17 protein-coding genes are annotated in these 17,587 nt (G+C 30.9%); all 17 read left to right on the top strand.

What is annotated here, in order from left to right; translation table 11 throughout:
- The first annotated feature begins 276 nt into the window (after nt 1-276).
- The 17 genes from Q0829_RS18475 (at nt 277) to Q0829_RS18395 (ending at nt 17,504) form a co-directional block, all read left to right on the top strand.
- Nucleotides 277-930 (top strand): hypothetical protein, encoded by a 654-nt coding sequence (locus Q0829_RS18475; protein WP_298545902.1) that lies wholly within the window; start codon nt 277-279, stop codon nt 928-930.
- Nucleotides 931-1,117: 187 nt separating this feature from the next.
- Nucleotides 1,118-1,930: a serine protease gene (locus Q0829_RS18470; RefSeq protein WP_298545901.1), complete on the top strand. Its 813-nt coding sequence runs from the start codon at nt 1,118-1,120 to the stop codon at nt 1,928-1,930.
- A gap of 173 nt (nt 1,931-2,103) precedes the next feature.
- Nucleotides 2,104-4,155, top strand: a complete 2,052-nt coding sequence (tssD, locus tag Q0829_RS18465) for a type VI secretion system tube protein TssD (RefSeq protein ID WP_298545900.1) — start codon at nt 2,104-2,106, stop codon at nt 4,153-4,155.
- Nucleotides 4,156-4,157: 2 nt separating this feature from the next.
- Nucleotides 4,158-4,733 carry a hypothetical protein gene (locus Q0829_RS18460; protein ID WP_298545898.1) on the top strand — a complete coding sequence of 192 codons (576 nt, stop codon included), beginning with the start codon at nt 4,158-4,160 and terminating at the stop codon, nt 4,731-4,733.
- Between the two features lie 136 nt (nt 4,734-4,869).
- Nucleotides 4,870-5,013, top strand: coding sequence for a hypothetical protein (locus Q0829_RS18455; protein ID WP_298545897.1), 144 nt, complete (start codon nt 4,870-4,872; stop codon nt 5,011-5,013).
- Nucleotides 5,010-5,555: a hypothetical protein gene (locus tag Q0829_RS18450; RefSeq protein ID WP_298545896.1), complete on the top strand. Its 546-nt coding sequence runs from the start codon at nt 5,010-5,012 to the stop codon at nt 5,553-5,555. Before Q0829_RS18455 ends, Q0829_RS18450 begins: the two co-directional genes overlap by 4 nt.
- A 205-nt stretch (nt 5,556-5,760) precedes the next feature.
- Nucleotides 5,761-6,285, top strand: a complete 525-nt coding sequence (locus Q0829_RS18445) for a hypothetical protein (RefSeq protein WP_298545895.1) — start codon at nt 5,761-5,763, stop codon at nt 6,283-6,285.
- Nucleotides 6,282-6,791: a hypothetical protein gene (locus Q0829_RS18440; RefSeq protein WP_298545893.1), complete on the top strand. Its 510-nt coding sequence runs from the start codon at nt 6,282-6,284 to the stop codon at nt 6,789-6,791. Before Q0829_RS18445 ends, Q0829_RS18440 begins: the two co-directional genes overlap by 4 nt.
- Nucleotides 6,792-7,106: 315 nt before the next feature.
- Nucleotides 7,107-7,670: a porin family protein gene (locus tag Q0829_RS18435; RefSeq protein ID WP_298545892.1), complete on the top strand. Its 564-nt coding sequence runs from the start codon at nt 7,107-7,109 to the stop codon at nt 7,668-7,670.
- A 244-nt stretch (nt 7,671-7,914) separates the two neighbouring features.
- The gene (locus Q0829_RS18430; protein ID WP_298545891.1) at nt 7,915-8,961 is read left to right on the top strand and encodes an alpha/beta hydrolase; all 1,047 of its coding nucleotides are present in this window, start codon (nt 7,915-7,917) and stop codon (nt 8,959-8,961) included.
- Between the two features lie 286 nt (nt 8,962-9,247).
- Entirely contained in the window at nt 9,248-9,694 is a 447-nt protein-coding gene (locus Q0829_RS18425; RefSeq protein ID WP_298545890.1) for a hypothetical protein, read from the top strand.
- Between the two features lie 668 nt (nt 9,695-10,362).
- Nucleotides 10,363-11,076: a hypothetical protein gene (locus Q0829_RS18420; RefSeq protein ID WP_298545889.1), complete on the top strand. Its 714-nt coding sequence runs from the start codon at nt 10,363-10,365 to the stop codon at nt 11,074-11,076.
- Between the two features lie 114 nt (nt 11,077-11,190).
- The gene (locus Q0829_RS18415) at nt 11,191-11,934 is read left to right on the top strand and encodes a hypothetical protein (RefSeq protein ID WP_298545887.1); all 744 of its coding nucleotides are present in this window, start codon (nt 11,191-11,193) and stop codon (nt 11,932-11,934) included.
- A gap of 194 nt (nt 11,935-12,128) precedes the next feature.
- Entirely contained in the window at nt 12,129-12,533 is a 405-nt protein-coding gene (locus tag Q0829_RS18410) for a hypothetical protein (protein WP_298545885.1), read from the top strand.
- A 72-nt stretch (nt 12,534-12,605) separates the two neighbouring features.
- Complete coding sequence (locus tag Q0829_RS18405) at nt 12,606-12,956, top strand: hypothetical protein (protein ID WP_298545883.1); 351 nt, start codon at nt 12,606-12,608, stop codon at nt 12,954-12,956.
- Nucleotides 12,957-13,254: 298 nt separating this feature from the next.
- The gene (locus Q0829_RS18400; RefSeq protein WP_298545881.1) at nt 13,255-16,452 is read left to right on the top strand and encodes an AsmA-like C-terminal region-containing protein; all 3,198 of its coding nucleotides are present in this window, start codon (nt 13,255-13,257) and stop codon (nt 16,450-16,452) included.
- A 278-nt stretch (nt 16,453-16,730) separates the two neighbouring features.
- Entirely contained in the window at nt 16,731-17,504 is a 774-nt protein-coding gene (locus tag Q0829_RS18395; protein WP_298545879.1) for a YHYH protein, read from the top strand.
- Nucleotides 17,505-17,587 lie beyond the last annotated feature (83 nt).

The following is a 17,587-nucleotide window of genomic DNA, read 5'->3' as shown; positions in this document are numbered from 1 at the left end:
GTATCAATTCTACTTAAGAAAACTTACTTGTCACACTGACTTTGCCCAATTACTGTCACCTCGAGCGGAGTCGAGAGACCAGCTAAAACATAAAAGAACCCATATTATTTTTGTAATACGGGGAGTTTTCCGTTATTTTTAAGCTTATAATAAATCCAGATGCGGTAGCAAACGATTATAAATGTTTGTAATTAGTTACAAACGGTAATAAACATAATAGTAACTATACTCGCATGTTGTGCAATATTAACTCAAATCTCAAAATTAAATTTTCAATTGGAATTAATTATAATCAGCCCAAAAGAGGAAAACAAATATGTAAAAAAACTCTTGGAAAAAATTGATTCAGAATTTCTGCCAGAACAAGTTCCAGTTAAAATTGAGGAATATTCTGAGAAATTGAATTGCTTTAAAAATGTTGATCGAAAAGTTGAATTAGATGGAGGAAAACCACATTATGGTTGGGTTATTTATCAAACCAGTATATTGTGCGAAGCTGAAAGACATGCGGTCTGGGAAAATGATGAAGAAGAATTAATTGACATTACACCAAGGGATATTGATTTTGAGCAAGTGATGTTTGTTTCAGATAATAATTTTGAATACCATGGTCAAATAATTGATAACTACAGAGTAAACATTACCAACAATAAAATTGTTGACCATTTCATCAAAGTATGCGAAACATTAAGCGATTTTTACTCACTTGGAAAGAGAAAAAATGATTCGGAATTAGAAATCGACCCTCAAATTGCAAATACTATATACCAATATGAGGATTTAAAAGTACAGTTAGAACTATATATTGCAAAAGGTAGTACTTTTAGAAGTAAATGCATATGTGGTGGAAGAAAAAATTACAAGAATTGTTGTGGTGGAACTTTACTTGAACGGATTAATAATGATGCCAAGCGAATAATGAAAAAATAATAACATTGCACAACACGATATATGTGATCATAGCAGCAAAGTGATCAATCGAATGGTTGTTGTATTTTTGGTAAGGCGCAATGCTTGCAAAAAGGAAAAAGTAGCAACCAATGCGCAGAAAAATCGAAAAGCTAGGTAACATTTTGCCCTGCTACGACACATATATTAAACGTTAACTGTAATAACTATGAAAGCAATATCAGCATATTTTAATGGATCAATTTCTGGTGTAAGCAAAGATTCAAACGCAATAGTTCCGCTAGTCTCCGAAGATAAAAAGACTAATAAATTGTTTTTTATTGGCACATCGTTCTATATATCAGGTAATGGAATACTACTAACTGCAAAGCATTGTATATTTAATAAAAAAGACGAGGTATATGACAATTTAGGAGTAATCCATTTTTTACCTAACAATCAATATATATTAAGACCAATAAGAAAAACAACATATGCGAACGAATATGACGTTGCTTACTTATTACCTGAAGAAATATTAGATAAAGAAAAAAATATTGTTCCTAGTCCTTCACTAATTCTTACGGATCGATTTCCAGAACTAAACGAACAGCTTGGAACTTTTGGTTACCCTGATACTCAAACAATCCCGCAACCTGAATCGATTAAAATGGATTTTATTTCTGATTTTTATTTAGGAAAATATGTTGAATTTCATAAAAATGGTATCGGATTATTAAAAAACTCTTGTTTTCAAACAACAATTAAAATGAAGAGCGGATCAAGTGGAGGACCAGTCTTTAACAAAAATGGTACTGTAATTGGTATTTGTTCTACAGGATATGATGTCACAGACGGAGGTGATGACATATCATTTGCGACTCCGTTATTGCCAACTTTCAGTTTAAGTCTTGAAGATGATAATGGCAATAAGAAAACAATAAATGAACTTATTGAAGAGAAAATTATATCATTTAAAAAAACAGTTAACACTGTATATAAAATCATAGCCCCCCTACCGCTAGTTTGCAACTTGTGGTAACTTCGAGTAAAAATATATAATAACTATAAAATTTTGCCTATTATGTTCATTTTATATAGTCTAACAAAGGTTTATGATGCACACTAATGACAGCTTGGGCTGTATTCATATGTTCTAAGCCATAGCCAACCAGAACGAGAAAATGTTTATTTTTATAATCCAAATAACCAAAAATGAGCTTCAAAGCTACCCTCTTTATTTTTGACAAAGAATATCCTTTATTAGATGCAGATTATCAATTTAATCAAAACGTAGACTATTCTAATCGTCCAAATAGTAGGGTGTTTGGGGGCAAAATTAATGCTTCTTTACAAGCAACATCAGACGAATCAGGAATTTATGGAGCTGTTATTTCTCCTGACGAAAAAATAAAAGGACATATTCGTTTCTTTAAACGCGATGGCCTACAAAAAGAATTTGATCTTAAATTCGCTAATGCATATATAGTACTAGTTACAACTCATTACAGTAGCGACGGAAAAGCCAACCTGGTATTGGATATACAAATTAGCGCACTAATCATGGAAATCAGAAATTCTATTTATGAATCTCCGGTAAATCCCAATAATCCTTTTTCTCAAGAAGTAATTCCTGTAACAACTAGAGAGGAAAAAGAAGAAGAAACACCTGTAATCAAAGAAGCCTTTTGGCTATCAGAGGGCAATAGCCAGCTTTCGCAATCCAATGGACTCAATACTGATGTGTACTATGGACAAAAAGTAAAACTAAAAATTATCACTCAGCATACTCCTGATAATGAAAATGTAGAGGTAATAGTCAAAGCAAAAACAGCAGACGGATATATCGACATAGAAGATGACACAGGTGCATTGCAACAAACACTTACGGTTAAAGGAAACGAAGCCATCTCCGATCCCATATATCTAAACCCCAACTGGTACAATGAAGAGATCGAAAACTATAATTATCAATCTCATCAAACAGAAATTAATAAAGATGAGGCATTAACTCTTGTTTTTGATGCCAAATTAGACAGTGGTGATGAGAAAGAAGCATTGCCAGAAAACGATACTCATAAATTGAAACCAATTACCTATCGCAGAAACTATGAGGAATTGATAGGCTTGTTCAATACCAATAACAGCGGAGAAAAAGATAAACAACAGAACTATGAAAACAAATTCATAGATGGCAACTCTAAAATTAAAAGTATTGTTGATGAGTTTATAGAAAAAGTAATTACACAAGACATTACAATTTCTGAAATAAAATCTCTTGTCAATGAAAAAGCGAAAGCACTTTGGGAAGCTGCCGTAAAACAAGTGCAGGGAGGAAATCTGGATGATAGACCTTTATATTGGGCAAGGAACAAAATGGAAACTTGGCTCAAACGCAATCCTTTATTTAAAGACCAAATTGACTTTGATACATCCATTATTAAAAAAGGAACGGAACTTGATACTATTATTACATTATTTGAAGAAAAAAGCCGGAATTATACAGGGATTGATTTTTCTAATGCAGGAAATAAGAAAAAGGTGTTAATAACTGGGTTTGATCCTTTTCTACTTAATAGTTTTGACCACAAATATAAAAATGGGTTCAACATTTTACAATCTAACCCTTCAGGATGTGTTGCTTTAAGTTTAGGAAACGAAAATATTGAAAATACTTTTATACAAACCCTAATAGTTCCTGTACGATATACAGATTTTGATGACAGCCAAGAAAATAATAAAGGGCAAGGGAAAGGAATCATTGAAAAGTATATTGAAAAATTAATTGATGAAGTCGATATGATAGTTACTATCAGCCAATATTTAAAAGGTCAAAACGTAATTGATATGTTTAGTACAATAAGAAGAGGAGGGTTTAATGACAATAAAGATTTTACAAGAGAAAATCAATCTAAGGCAATAGTTTCGAATGATGAATGGATAAAAACCACCTTACCAGTTGCGTTTTCAAATATACCACTCGTTAAAATGAATTGGAGATTTAATAATATAAACCATTCTGAAAACACATTTCCTCAAAAAAATCAAATGCTAATAGAAGGTTCTGGAGGTGATTATTTATCAAATGAAATATTTTATCGTGTAGCAAAATTACGTAAAGATAAAAGGCCAAATTTACCAACAGGACATTTCCACATTGAAAAACTACAAGATGAGAGAATAAATGAAGATTTCTCAAATGCAAAAATATCAATATTATTAGAGCTAATAAAAAAATCATTAAAAGAAGGAATAAAATTCATATAATTATGAAAAGGATAATTATTTATTGTTTAATTCTCTTAATAACTAGTAGTTGCAAGGCACAATCAACGGTTATTGATTTAGACAGCAAAGATTTAATAGTTTTTGAATTTAACTATAAAGTTGAGTTAGCAAAATTCTATACAAAAGTATATAACGAAGACGGCACATTTAAAAAGGAAATAGAATCCTCAGAAAATAAAGAAGTTTACAATAAACAAAAAACTATAATTATTACTCAAGAATGGCAGGGATATGGATCACGTTATTTCGACAAAAAATATTTATTCATTAGAAATCAAGATACAATGGCTATTTCTTGTAATTGTGGTCAAGAGGCTAATTTTTACTTTAAAGATATTTCATTTCAAAAAGGACATTATGAATTACAATTTGAACAACCAAAACTTACTATTAAAGGTTCTGAATTAGCGGATAAAAATCTTAATAAGTTAATTTTAAAAAACGCCTATATAAGAGAAGGAAATAGTACAGTAATTAAACAAGCCCCATTCAAAAAATTAGACTTTTACGAGATATCTTTAAACGACAATGGAGTAACCCTAAAACAAATAAACTAGTAATAACAAAAACATTTTGAAACTATAATTTGGTACAAATAAAGTAAAAACACAAATTTTTGATCAGGTAATAGAATATGATCAAAACTCTACAAAAAATATGGGTTCTGGGAGTAATTATCTTTCAAATGAAGTAATGTATAGAACTACGAAATTTAGAGATCTTAAAGGTAATTCGAAACCTGTTGGTCATTTTCATATTAAAGATCTCAAAAGTATTTCAAAATCAGAAATAATTAAAAATGTAACCATAGAAATTATCAAAAGAATTGCCATATGAAAGGATATCTCATAATTTTCTGTTTATGTTTCTGTTTTGTATCTAGTATATTTTCACAACCTACAGGAGAGGAACGATCTGTTAATTTAAAATTACATTTTCTTAACTGTGATAAAGATAAGATTCAATTTAAAAAAGTTAATACTAAGTTCATTTCTCTAGACAACGAGCATGAAGTAGAAATGTATCTACAGGGTTATAGCTATGAACTTATAAAAAATAAAGAAAATGATGATTTTAAAGAAATCATGAAGAAAGATTCTATACTACCAATTGATATCTTACATAAAAAAAACGATGTCATTAAAATTTCTTATTATTCTGCATTACATAGGGTAGGCACCGAAGAAAAAAAGCCATATAATGATGTAATTGTTATGTTTAAATATAAAAAAAGATTAATGAAAATTACCTTGAAATTATATAATAGCAAGGGACTTTTTGACGGCGGGAGTGATGTTGTAATTTCTATCCCTTTCAAAAAAGGGACTTACAAAATAACTGATCCTAAAAACCCAGATCTTATCAAAGTTAAGAACTAATTCAAGATTATTTATCCAATGAAATATTCTATCGTGTAGCTAAACTTAGAAAAGACAATAAGCCTACTTTACCAACCGGACATTTTCATATAGCAAAACTTCAAAGTTCAGGAGACAACTATTCTAATATAGAAACCAAAAAACTATTTGGAATAGTAAGAGAATCTCTTGAAAGAGGTATTAAAGGAATTAAATAAACAGAAAGATGAAGCATACTATTCTAACTTTTATCATTTCACTTTTATTAGTAAACTGCAAGGCTCAAGATGTTAAAGAATTTGATAAAGAGAGTACTTTTGTTGCTATTAAAATGGATTCAGAAATAGAAGAAATTAAATGCAAAAGTTGTCAGTTGTTTTTTTATAAGAATGTTTTTTTTATTTACACATCATTTAGTGGAGATTTGCCAGCTTCTAAATTTCAAATCGAAATAAAATCAAAAAGCAATGACTCTTTGAATATTGAAATGATATTACCAAAATATAAAAATCTTTATTTTGACATCCTACCATTTAAAAATGGAGATCATTATCTAGGAGTTGGCGGTAAAGAGTTTAACAAAAATAACTTTAAATCAATCAAGCTAGAATACTTACTGGGGGTTCTAAAAAAGAATAAGGTTGAAAAACTTGGAGATTATGAACTCGTTGATTTGGAACAAATTTTACTGAAAGAATACAATGTAATTAATCTAAGTACTGTGGGTGTTGAATATAAACCTAAAAAATGAGCAAAATAATTTTCCGTTTATGCTTCTATTTTGCTTTCACATCTTGTGGTGCTCAAAATCAAACTATTTTTGACTTAAAAAAAAATGATGTAATAGCTTTTAGTTTCCTTGAAAATGGAATAAAGTTGGTCGAATCTTCCCATAATCAAGAAGTTTATAACAGTAATCAATTAATTGTTTTAAAAAGAAGATGGGCGAATATTGGTAAAAACTATTTTGAAAAGCAGTTCATATTTATTAAAGAATTAGATACAATGAAAATTTCCTGTAACTGTGGTCAAGAAAAAAACTTATATTTTACGGATATAAAATTTGAAAAAGGAGAGATTGAAATTCAATTACCTTCAAATTTAAATTTAGAAAAAGCAAAAAATATTTTTTCGGACAAAAAACTGAACAATACTAATGTGATCAATAGCTACAATATTAAGAATAAGGGGCAGAAAGATACTTTTGTTGATTTACCTTTTAAAGAACTAGAATTCTTGGTAATTAGCAAAAATTAAAGATTACAAAAAACAATTCCCTCAGCCCCGCTACCTCTAGTCTCCGCCTGAGACGGACAAGTGTCACTAGTGGCGACTTCGACTAAGAATATATAACATATATAACAGCCATAGACTTATGAGTATTATGGTTGTTTTTTAACTTAGACATACGGATTTAAGGTAAAAACTAACTACAGCAGGTGCCTTTAGAAAGCTTAAAAAACGTCCTGATTCGTAAAATTTCTTCGTTTCAATACTTCTCTATCTCAAAATTAACTTTTTGTTTTCTTTCGAAATCTACTTTTACACGAATAAATCAAAAAACATAAATTCATGAAAAAAGTAGTATTAATAACTGTTTTAACAGTTTTAGGATTATTGAATGTTAATGCACAAGACTTTAACTTAGGAGTAAAAGGAGGTCTTAATTTCGCAACACTTACAGAAGGGAATAACGCTGAAATTGGCTGGACAACAGATTTTAATCTGGGAGTTATGGCTGAAATTAAAATTTCAGACAAATTATCTTTGCAACCAGAATTAATGTATTCCGGACAAGGATATGGTTCAGATGTGGATTCTGAGGGTATTATAGCACTCAACTATTTGAATGTTCCATTAATTGCAAAGTACTATGTGACCAAAGGATTGAGTCTAGAAGCAGGACCTCAAATTGGTTTTTTACTTTCTACTAAAGGAGGTACCAATACGAATAAAGATCTATTTAAAACAACAGATTTTGGAGTGAATTTTGGTTTAGGTTATAAACTTGATAACGGGCTCTATTTTAGCGCAAGATATAATCTTGGACTAACTGATATCAATAATATAGATGGTATTTCAGGTAAAAATAAAAATGGAGTATTTCAGTTATCAATTGGTTATTTTATTTTCTGAAACTTGATACCCCTGTTACCGCTAGTCTATGCCCGAGGCGGACAAGTGCGGCTAGTAGCGAATTCGATGTCTAACATAGGTTTATGACACACAATAGTTGCAAACCAGCGACAGTTATAGGTAATTCTTTCCATAACTGTAACATTATTAAAATATAGGTATCCTTACTTAGGAAACCTTCTAAAGGTTAAATCATTAGTTATATCTAAAGATTGGAGGCAAATTGAAAAGTGTTACTAGAAAAATGAGAAAAATAGTCATCATAACAATTCTGTTCCTGATTGTGATCAGTTCGCCTGCACAAAGCAAAAAACAAATTTTAGATTTTAAGTTTGAGGGGGTAACCTTAAACGGTGTATTAAATCTTCCGAAAGATCAAAAACCTAAGGGAATAGTGTTAATCATTCATGGATCAGGAAAAACGAATGCCGTTGCGCAAGAATGGTATTTGGATATAAGAGAAACAATCGTAAAAACTGGATATGCCACGTATATGTGGGATAAGATGGGATGTGGAAAAAGTGGTGGCACCTTCAATTATAATCAATCCGTTTATAACAGCGCATCCGAAGCTATTGCAGCTATCCATATGCTTAAAGAAAAGCAAATATCAGGAGCTAATAATATTGGTTTATATGGAGGTAGCAGGGCAGGTTGGATAAATCCAATTATCATAAACGAATACAAAGATATTGCATTTTGGATTTCGGTAAGTGGTGTAGATGATAAAGAAAACTTTGGCTACCTTCTAAGAGAAAATTTAAGAATTGAAGGACTGCCTAAAGATTCCATTACTGTAATTGTTGATCAATGGTTAAAAGGAATCAAAATAGCTCACTCTGGCGGAAGTTTCGAAACCTATATGAATGCTACCCAAGAACTCCAAAACAATGCGTTTTGGTTACGATTTGTTCAAGAGAATATGGGAGAGATGAATAAAGAGGCATATGTTGGTTTTCAAGTACTTCTTATGAAAGAAGAGCTCGATGAAGAAACAGGTTTGCCAGTTTATATCCAAGATTTTGATGAGATCTTATCGAATGTAAAAATTCCGGTTCTAGCATTATTTGGAGAAACTGATATGAATGTAGATTGGAAAAAAACCAAATTATTATATGAAAACACAATGGGAAAAAATACAGACTTGATCATAAAATCATTCCCAAATTGTAATCATAATATTTTCGAATGCCAGACTGGAGGGTTTTATGAGTTCCAAGACAACAAACTACCTTACAAAAGATGCGATGGTTTTCTTGATGCTATTGAAGATTGGTTACATAAAAGATAATATGTTACCGCTAGTCTCCGCCCGAAACGGACAAATATGACTAGTGGCGATACCGAACAAAATATGTAAAAGATTTATAAGATTTTTTTATAAATTTATGTGTCTAAAATTGCAAGTTAGACTAGTTGTAAACTAGCGTTAGCAGGTAAAGAATGAAAACGAATAATTACCATCTCTAAGAGATCTTATTGAAAGAGAGCGCATGAAAAAACATGGCTGCTTTTAGCAATTTTAACGCAACCATACAGCTTTTTTTACATCTTAATAATATAAAATCTATAAAATCATGACTTCATCACTCAAACCACTTGTAGCGGTACTATTGCTACTTTTAACAATGGCTCAAATATCTTGTAATGATAACGATAATGAAAATGATGATGATTCTAATTCAGATTGTGAAAATACAGTCTGTACTTTAGAATTTAGAAACATTATAGTATCCGTAAAAGATCAAAATCAAAATCCTGTTGCTTTAGATTCTTTTGAAGTAATCAATATCCAAAATGGGACAGACATGACGATATCACTTTCTTCATCTGAGATCGTGTCATCAACACAACTAGGACAATACCCCTTAGTAAATGACAATAGTCTAGGTGTAAACCAAGAACGACAAATTCGATTTAAAGGGTTCATCAATAACCAGGAAGTTATTAGCAGTACTTATACCGTTAGTACCGATTGTTGTCATATCAGTCTGGATTCTGGAGATTTAGAACTTACTTTTTAAAATAAAAATAAGGTTAGTCTGTTACTCTTGGGATACTATAAGAAAGTAGATAAAAGAGTAATGAATCTTGTTTGACAGGATTGTTTTTATGTTGTCTAGTATAGGTTTGTGTTACAAACTAGTAGCTGCAATGTGGCTTTCTAAAAAATAAACTGTTTAATAGAAGAAAATACTGCGATAGTAACCAAAAAGATTCTTTATTGAGTCTTTTTGGTTTTTTTATGAATATAATTCACTTGCACTCGAATAAAAAAGATTCGGTTTTGAGTAAAAAACACTCAAGTTTGAGCAAAAAACATTCAAAATCGAATGAAAAACACTCAAAATTGAGTAAAAAATACTCAAAGTTGAATTTAATTCACTTGATGAGACGGTAAGATCCCGATCTAATTTCTACACGCCCGTCGGATTGAGTAATTTTTCGGAATGATAATGGAGAAAAGTTGTACCAGCTCTCCGAAGAATGAACAAAAAAAAGAAAATACCGTGCGAATAGCCCGTCTGCCTCAGGCAGATCTATTGTCGTACAATATATTCTAGTATTTTTGATAAGGCGCAATGCTTGTTGAAAGTGAAAACTAGCAATCACTGCACAGTTTTTGTCGAAAACAGGGTAACATTCTACTCTGTTATGACACACATATTAAACATTATGTATAATTTCTAAAATGAGAGAATTAAAAAACATATTTTGTGATAAAACTAGTGATTTGCCTACTCTAGAAGTTATTAAAGAAGAGTTGAAAAATAATGACCGAATAAGAATAGATTATAATTCTAAATTTAAATTCCGGTTTCTAAAAAACTTAAAAAAGTATATTAAAAATATTAATCAAAATCTCAATGTTGAAATTCACAAAGGAGAATTTAAAGATTTGAAATTTTATAATATCTATAGCTTGTTTTCTGATTTAGAAGTTGATAAAAACTCTAAAGAATTAGAAGAAGCTATTAAAAATTACAGGTTAACGTCTGAAAAACTCATAAAGGAATTCGAAGAAAAATATGAATACAGTTTTGTAGATTCAAAAAAATCATTTCGAGAAATAAAGAAAACATTAGAACTTGATAAAAATAAATTATCAAAAAATTGGAGATATGATTTCCACGGAGGAGATATATGTTTTTCTAATTCTAAAACAGGACAAGTTGTAGATATAAATTTAAAATTTGACGGGTATTATGGTGTATTAGACTTATGGTTCTTTCAGTATTATATGGAAACAACAAAAGAATTTAAATTATTAAGCCATAATTATAAAGACAATACTCCAAAATTGATTCAAGCACTTAATTTGCTTAAAGAAAAAGGAAAAGTTAAAACAATTAAATCAGAATTATTTGATTCGGATAAGCTGATTTGGAATAAAAAAATCACATAACACTATTTATAGCAGATATACCAACTGAGGGAAGCAAATCCAACATACGAGAGACGTTGCACGCAAACACCAAAAAATAATAAAATATTTAATAAAAAAGATAAAATAAACAAATTGATTACAAAAAAAACAAAAACAATTCTTTGTATTCCTGGGGTTTGGAATAATAGAGAGGATATAGTAACTTCTATTGCGAAAGAGAATTTAAACGAATTTATTTTTGCTGGTTTGGTTTTATTGAACCTGAAAACTAATAAAGGATTCGAATTGGAAATTTGCGAAAGAGACGAAAGAATGAAAACCTCTTTTAAATATGCAGGAATGACAAATCAACTATCTGAAGAATATTTAAGTGAAATAGACGAACACAAATTTGTTATTTATTTATCTGGCGAAACCGGAAATTTGGAAAGCGCCAAAGAAATTGCAGAGGCGGGAAAAGCTATTTTAAAATCTGGTGGAATTGGAATTAAAGTTGAATCTACAGGTAAAGCTTTTAATAAAGAGCACTGGATCGATTTATTAACTGATTATGAAGAATCCAATCTTTATGAAATGTTTGTATTAGATTCCATAGCAAATAAAAAAGGAGACATTTATTCTTGTGGAATGCATAATTTAGGATTAAAGGATACGATAATTGTTGGAGAAGACTTTAACAATGCCATTATATTAATGAAATCGTTTAATTATTTCGTTTTAATAGACAACCCTGAACTTAAGGAAAATCAAACATTCTCTCCAAGTCATGAATGGCCAAGTTTTAGAATCACAGAAGAAAAGAACCAACCAAATAAGGAACACGAACTATTTGAAAATAAGTTTGGAATGTGGAAATTAGAACAAGCCAACGGCTAACAATGTTTATAATTAATAATGGAGCATGTACTAACTTTAATATGGCAGATTTGTTTTTTCGCAGAAGCTTTTTCTTATTTTTATCCTAACAGACTAAAAAAACTGCTCAACTTTTACTTTTGCTGGCTTGAAATTCCCTGAATTCTTCCACTGCACTGGTCATAGCCGAGACTTTATAACACATTTGATAAAAAATGAAAATTCCGAATTACATATTGATATTAATTTTGTTTGGTGTCTTTTCTTCATTTCAAGGATCTGAATCAAAGTCATCGGATTTTTTATTCCAAAAATGGGTTTATAAAGATTATCAAAATGAGAATCTGGTTTATGAAAGTAAACGTAAATTCAAAAAAGACAAATCAGGATTCGAATTTATATCAAACGGAACTATTATTCGTAAACAAAATTCGGGTTGGTGTGGAACTCCTCCAATAGATTATGAAATAGTATCTGGAACTTGGAAAAATATTTCTGACTCTGTACTTGAAATTAAATATAAATATTGGGGTGGATTGGCAAAAGACACTCTGAAAATTGTTGAATTGACTAAATCCAAACTGATTTTAAAACCAATTTATACTCTCAAAAAAGAATAAAAAGCATGTTACAATGATAACTTCAATCCTAGTATAACTAGATATTATTAAACATTAGCAATCATATAAAAAATGAAAAAACTTGAAACCGAAAAGATGATCCACTTTCTTTACCGGATGTCAATGTATGTAGGTGATGTAACAAGAGATAATATTGTTTCCTTTATGCATGGGGCTGATTTCGGTAAATGGAGTGAACCACATTGGACGAAATTGCTAAATGAATTTATATTAATCGAATATAAAATTGAAGGACGAGCCATGGGTTGGTCCTATCAAGTCGAATTGTTAAGTAAACGAGAAGGAATTGAATGGACTGAAGGATTTAAAAAACTGATGCTAGAGATGATTAATAAATCAGATCAAATAAAATTTACTAAAAAAATGCAGGACTGGATCAGCAAGTTAGAGAAGGGGAATTAAATCCAATAACCAAGCAAAGGTTATTTTATATGTTGGTTAGAATAGGTTTGTGGTGAATACCAATTGTAAATTATTAGCAACGGAGGGTTTAGATCTAATTTTTAATTCCATCCATTCCCAATAGTTTCTGATAACTATAACTAATAAAGGCACGACACTATAGCATTTATTTAGTTAAAACATCTAACCCATATAATATGGTTAACCCAAAGATTAAATCGTATCCTACATACTATTTAATCATACGAATTCGTTACTTTTAAGGTCAAAGATCTTTTCTAACCTAAAGAAACCTACTGTGAAGATTAAAAAATTCTGGAAACGAATTTTATTAGGGCTAATCTTAGTTCCAATATTGGTAATAGGAAGTCTAATGCTTTATATTCAGAGCAATCAATCTGAGATTATCAAAGGAGAGATCGCAAAACTAAACAAAGAACACAAAGGTCTTATTAGTGTGGGAGAAAGTGAATTGTCTCTTTTTAGCAATTTCCCATACATTTCTATAAAAGTATATGATGTAAAAATTTTAGAAACTAAAGAAGATAATGCATCCGTTATCATGGATGTAAAAGACATATACATAGGTTTTAACTTATGGGATATGGTAAAAGGAGATTATGATATTCAGTCTTTAGTAATAGAAGAAGGTGTTTTTAATATTGTGATTCACGAAAATAATACAACGAATATTCAAAACTCTTTAGCCAGCACTTCTGAAACAGAAACTCCATCCACTAATATTCATCTAAAAAAAATTAGATTTAAAAGTCTGGATATCCACACCTTAGATGAAGCTACAAATACAGATGTCGAAAAATTTATGTATGCTGGTACAGGTGGTTTTAGCCAAAAAGATAGTGTAATCGCGGGGCATATAGATACCCATTTTGAATTAAACGTCATTAAAGATGGGGATACTACCTTTATTCATAATAAACATTTTGAAGTACATACGGATGTAATATTTAATAAATATACAGGCATTCTGGACATACAACCTTCTGGTATTGTTATGGAGAATGGTGATTTTGAGTTAGAAGGCTCTATAGATACCAAGAATGATGTAGATCTAGACCTTGCTATAAAAGGAACAAAACCAAATTTTGATATGCTGATTGCTTTTGCTCCAACAGATGTCATTCCAGTATTAGAGAAATACAGAAATGCTGGTGAAATCTATTTTAATGCCAATATCCAAGGACCTGCGAATAAAGGAAACAGACCTTTTATTAAAGCTAGTTTTGGAGCCGGAAAAGCCTTTTTGGAAAATACCAAAAGAGCAAAAAAGATAGATAATATGGGGTTTAATGGTCATTTTACGAATGGAAAAAATAGGGATGCAAGTACCATGGAATTTTCGTTAACAGATATGACGGCATCTTTGGAAAAAGGAGAATTTGCAGGTTCTATTTTTGTGAAAAATTTTGAATCTCCAGAAGTGAATATGCAAATAAACTCGAATTTTAATCTCGATTTTATTGCAGAGTTTTTTGAGCTAGAGCAAGTACAGGAAACCTCTGGAGAGGTTTCACTAAAAATGAATTTTCACGATATTATAGATATTGACGAGCCTGAAAAAGCATTAGAAAAACTAAATCAAGCATATTTCACAGAATTGATTATAAAAGATTTAAGTTTAGTCGCTAAAGAACTTCCTGCTCCCTTGCACGATCTGAATGTGCATTTAGTCATGAATGGTAAGGAAGCAACCCTGAACCAGTTTGAAATGTTGATGGGAAATTCTGATCTATCTGTAAGTGGCTTTCTTTCGGACTTACCGGCTATTGTGCATCATACGAATATTCCGGTAGATGTTCACTTAGATATTGCATCTAAATATTTAGATGTTGCGGAATTAACGAGTTTTTCAAAACAAGACACGATTAAAACTGGTTTTGATGAGCAAATAAAAGAGCTGAGTTTGGGGCTTTCTTTTAAAGCTTCCGCGAAAGATTTTACAGAGTCTAAGTATTTACCGAAGGGTGAATTTTTTATCGATAGTTTATATGCAGATCTAAAGCATTATCCTCATAAACTTCATGATTTCCATGCGGATGTGTTGATCGATGATAAAGATTTAGAAATCGTAGATTTTACAGGATATATAGATGATAGTGATTTTCATTTGGACGGGCTTATACATGAGTATGCTTTTTGGATGCAACCCAAACTTAATGGAGATGTGGATTTAGATATTAATCTTACTTCTAATAAGTTAAGACTAGAAGATGTCTTTTCGTATAAAGGAGAAAATTATGTCCCAAAAGAGTACCGACACGAAACCTTTGATGATTTGGCATTGCATGTAGCATCTAGTATGCATTATAAAGATTCGGCGTTACATTCTATAGATCTTGCTTTAGACAAGTTAGATACAAAAATGAAATTACATCCGCTTCGTTTTCACGATTTTAAAGGAAATATCCATTATGAAGACGAGCATATTGTTATAAAAGATTTTCATGGAGAAATAGGAACCACCAATTTTAATTTTGATTTAAACTATTATTTAGGAGATGATCAACAGATAAAGAAAAGAGATAATTATTTCGCGCTAAAGGCAAATTATATTGACTTTGATGCACTTTTTAAGTTTGATCTAAGCCCGTCGAAACCAACAGAGACCGTTACTTCAAAAACGGAAGATGTAAAAGAACATGCAGAAGCTTTTAACGTATATGAGTTACCATTTACAGACATGCAATTTAAGGTAGATGTCGCTCATTTTATATACCATAGAATAGATCTTCAAAATATCAAAGCAGATTTAAGGACAACGCCAAATCATTATATTTATGTTGATACCTTAGATATGGATGCAGCAGGAGGAAATATTCGATTAAATGGATATTTTAATGGTAGCGATCCAGAACATATCTATATGCAGCCGGATTTGGTTATGAATAATGTTGATTTAGATAAATTACTGTTCAAATTCGAAAATTTTGGGCAGGACCATCTCGTTTCAGAGAATTTACAAGGTAAACTCACCTCTAGAATTAAAGGTAAGATTAGAGTATATCCGGATATGGTGCCTGATCTGGATCAATCTACTTTAGAAATGGATGTAAAGGTATTAAACGGAAGATTAAAAAATTATGATCCCATGTTGGCGCTTTCGGATTATATGGGAGATAAAAACTTACAAAATATTCGGTTTGATACTTTACAAAATAATCTGGATATAAATAAAGGAAAGATTACTATTCCAGCTATGAGGATCGAGTCTACTTTGGGACATATGGAATTGTCCGGTACCCATGATAACAATCAAAATATTGATTATTATATACGTATTCCTTGGAAAACTGTAAAAAAAGCTTCTTGGCAGAAATTGTTTGGAAACAAGAAAGATACTACTGCTATTACTGAGGAGCAAGAAGACGAGATTGTAGAAGTAGATCCTAACAAAAAAATAAAGTATCTTAATCTAAAGATCAAAGGGAATATAGATGACTACAAGATTTCATTAGGTAAGAAAAAAGAAAAGTAATCGCTAATTTCTAAAATTTTATTGGAGGATATAAAATGGTTAATGATTCTAAAAATTTAGCCATCTATGATGATGAAAAATAAAGGTTTTTCAGAAGAATACTCGATGAGACGATATAGTTTCGAGGTTTAATTCCAATGCACTCGTCGGATCATTTTCTATATTTCAAATCCATTAACACTAATACAGTTATTAAATTCTAAATCTAGATTAAACCTTTTTTAAATAGTTAAGTCTAAGTATAGCACACACTTATGTCTAAATTTAAACTTAATAACATGAAAAGCTCAAAATTCACAGGTTTACTCATTTTAGTTACTATTATTTTTATTTCATCTTGTAAAGATGATTCTAATGATACAGGCGATCCATCTACGGAAGCCAGCACCCCCTTATCCGCATTTGATGAATTCAATCCTGACGCGGTCACTGTTTCTTTTGATGGTGATGAAATTACCATTGAATCTAATGGTTCGCCTAATCACACATCTCCGTACTGGGAGGAAACGAATCCTCTATATATTGAACCGGTCGTGGCCACTCGCTTGACTCCTGGTCGTATTGGTGGCGATCGCAGTTATTCGGTTACTGTTCCTTCTGCACCAGAAATAGCTGCTACAAGCACAGCGACAGGACTAGGTCCTATTGGTATTTCTGTAACAGGAGTCCCTATTTTTAATGATCAAGAAGGAAACAATAACCCAATAGAAGAAATGATTGTAGAAACATTTGATTATGCAGGAGCTCACAATGGACCTTCAGGTTATCATTACCATGTAGAGTCTTCTGATGTTCCAGAAAACACAACACTTTCTCATGATGATGAAAAATTGGTAGGAATCCTGGCAGATGGTTTTTTAATTTATGGAAGAAGAGAAATAGATGGTTCTTATCCTACGGATTTAGATGAATCAGGAGGGCATTTTGGAGCAACACAACATAGTGATGGAGAAGAGTTTTATCATTATCATATCATTAATGAATTTTATTTAGGGAGTATCATAGCCCTTTTTGCTGTTGATTTGCAAGGCACTCCTAATAGCATTATGTAGGTACTATATGAGATGATTAATTAAAAAGAAATTACCATTCGCATTTTCTAATGAAAGGTGGTTTGTTTTTTAAGTGAATTATT

The sequence above is a fragment of the uncultured Aquimarina sp. genome (assembly GCF_947492405.1).
In the GTDB taxonomy this organism is placed as follows: Bacteria; Bacteroidota; Bacteroidia; order Flavobacteriales; family Flavobacteriaceae; genus Aquimarina.
This window is presented reverse-complemented; position numbering and strand designations above follow the sequence as displayed.

What these genes read in the sequence shown, in the direction of transcription:
- Q0829_RS18470 (WP_298545901.1), top strand. Translation starts at nt 1,118, where the DNA reads ATGAAAGCAATATCAGCATATTTTAATGGATCAATTTCTGGTGTAAGC.
- Q0829_RS18420 (WP_298545889.1), top strand. Translation starts at nt 10,363, where the DNA reads ATGAGAGAATTAAAAAACATATTTTGTGATAAAACTAGTGATTTGCCT.
- Q0829_RS18395 (WP_298545879.1), top strand. Translation starts at nt 16,731, where the DNA reads ATGAAAAGCTCAAAATTCACAGGTTTACTCATTTTAGTTACTATTATT.
- Q0829_RS18440 (WP_298545893.1), top strand. Translation starts at nt 6,282, where the DNA reads ATGAGCAAAATAATTTTCCGTTTATGCTTCTATTTTGCTTTCACATCT.
- Q0829_RS18455 (WP_298545897.1), top strand. Translation starts at nt 4,870, where the DNA reads ATGTATAGAACTACGAAATTTAGAGATCTTAAAGGTAATTCGAAACCT.
- Q0829_RS18425 (WP_298545890.1), top strand. Translation starts at nt 9,248, where the DNA reads ATGACTTCATCACTCAAACCACTTGTAGCGGTACTATTGCTACTTTTA.
- tssD (WP_298545900.1), top strand. Translation starts at nt 2,104, where the DNA reads ATGAGCTTCAAAGCTACCCTCTTTATTTTTGACAAAGAATATCCTTTA.
- Q0829_RS18430 (WP_298545891.1), top strand. Translation starts at nt 7,915, where the DNA reads ATGAGAAAAATAGTCATCATAACAATTCTGTTCCTGATTGTGATCAGT.
- Q0829_RS18405 (WP_298545883.1), top strand. Translation starts at nt 12,606, where the DNA reads ATGAAAAAACTTGAAACCGAAAAGATGATCCACTTTCTTTACCGGATG.
- Q0829_RS18435 (WP_298545892.1), top strand. Translation starts at nt 7,107, where the DNA reads ATGAAAAAAGTAGTATTAATAACTGTTTTAACAGTTTTAGGATTATTG.
- Q0829_RS18450 (WP_298545896.1), top strand. Translation starts at nt 5,010, where the DNA reads ATGAAAGGATATCTCATAATTTTCTGTTTATGTTTCTGTTTTGTATCT.
- Q0829_RS18460 (WP_298545898.1), top strand. Translation starts at nt 4,158, where the DNA reads ATGAAAAGGATAATTATTTATTGTTTAATTCTCTTAATAACTAGTAGT.
- Q0829_RS18410 (WP_298545885.1), top strand. Translation starts at nt 12,129, where the DNA reads ATGAAAATTCCGAATTACATATTGATATTAATTTTGTTTGGTGTCTTT.
- Q0829_RS18445 (WP_298545895.1), top strand. Translation starts at nt 5,761, where the DNA reads ATGAAGCATACTATTCTAACTTTTATCATTTCACTTTTATTAGTAAAC.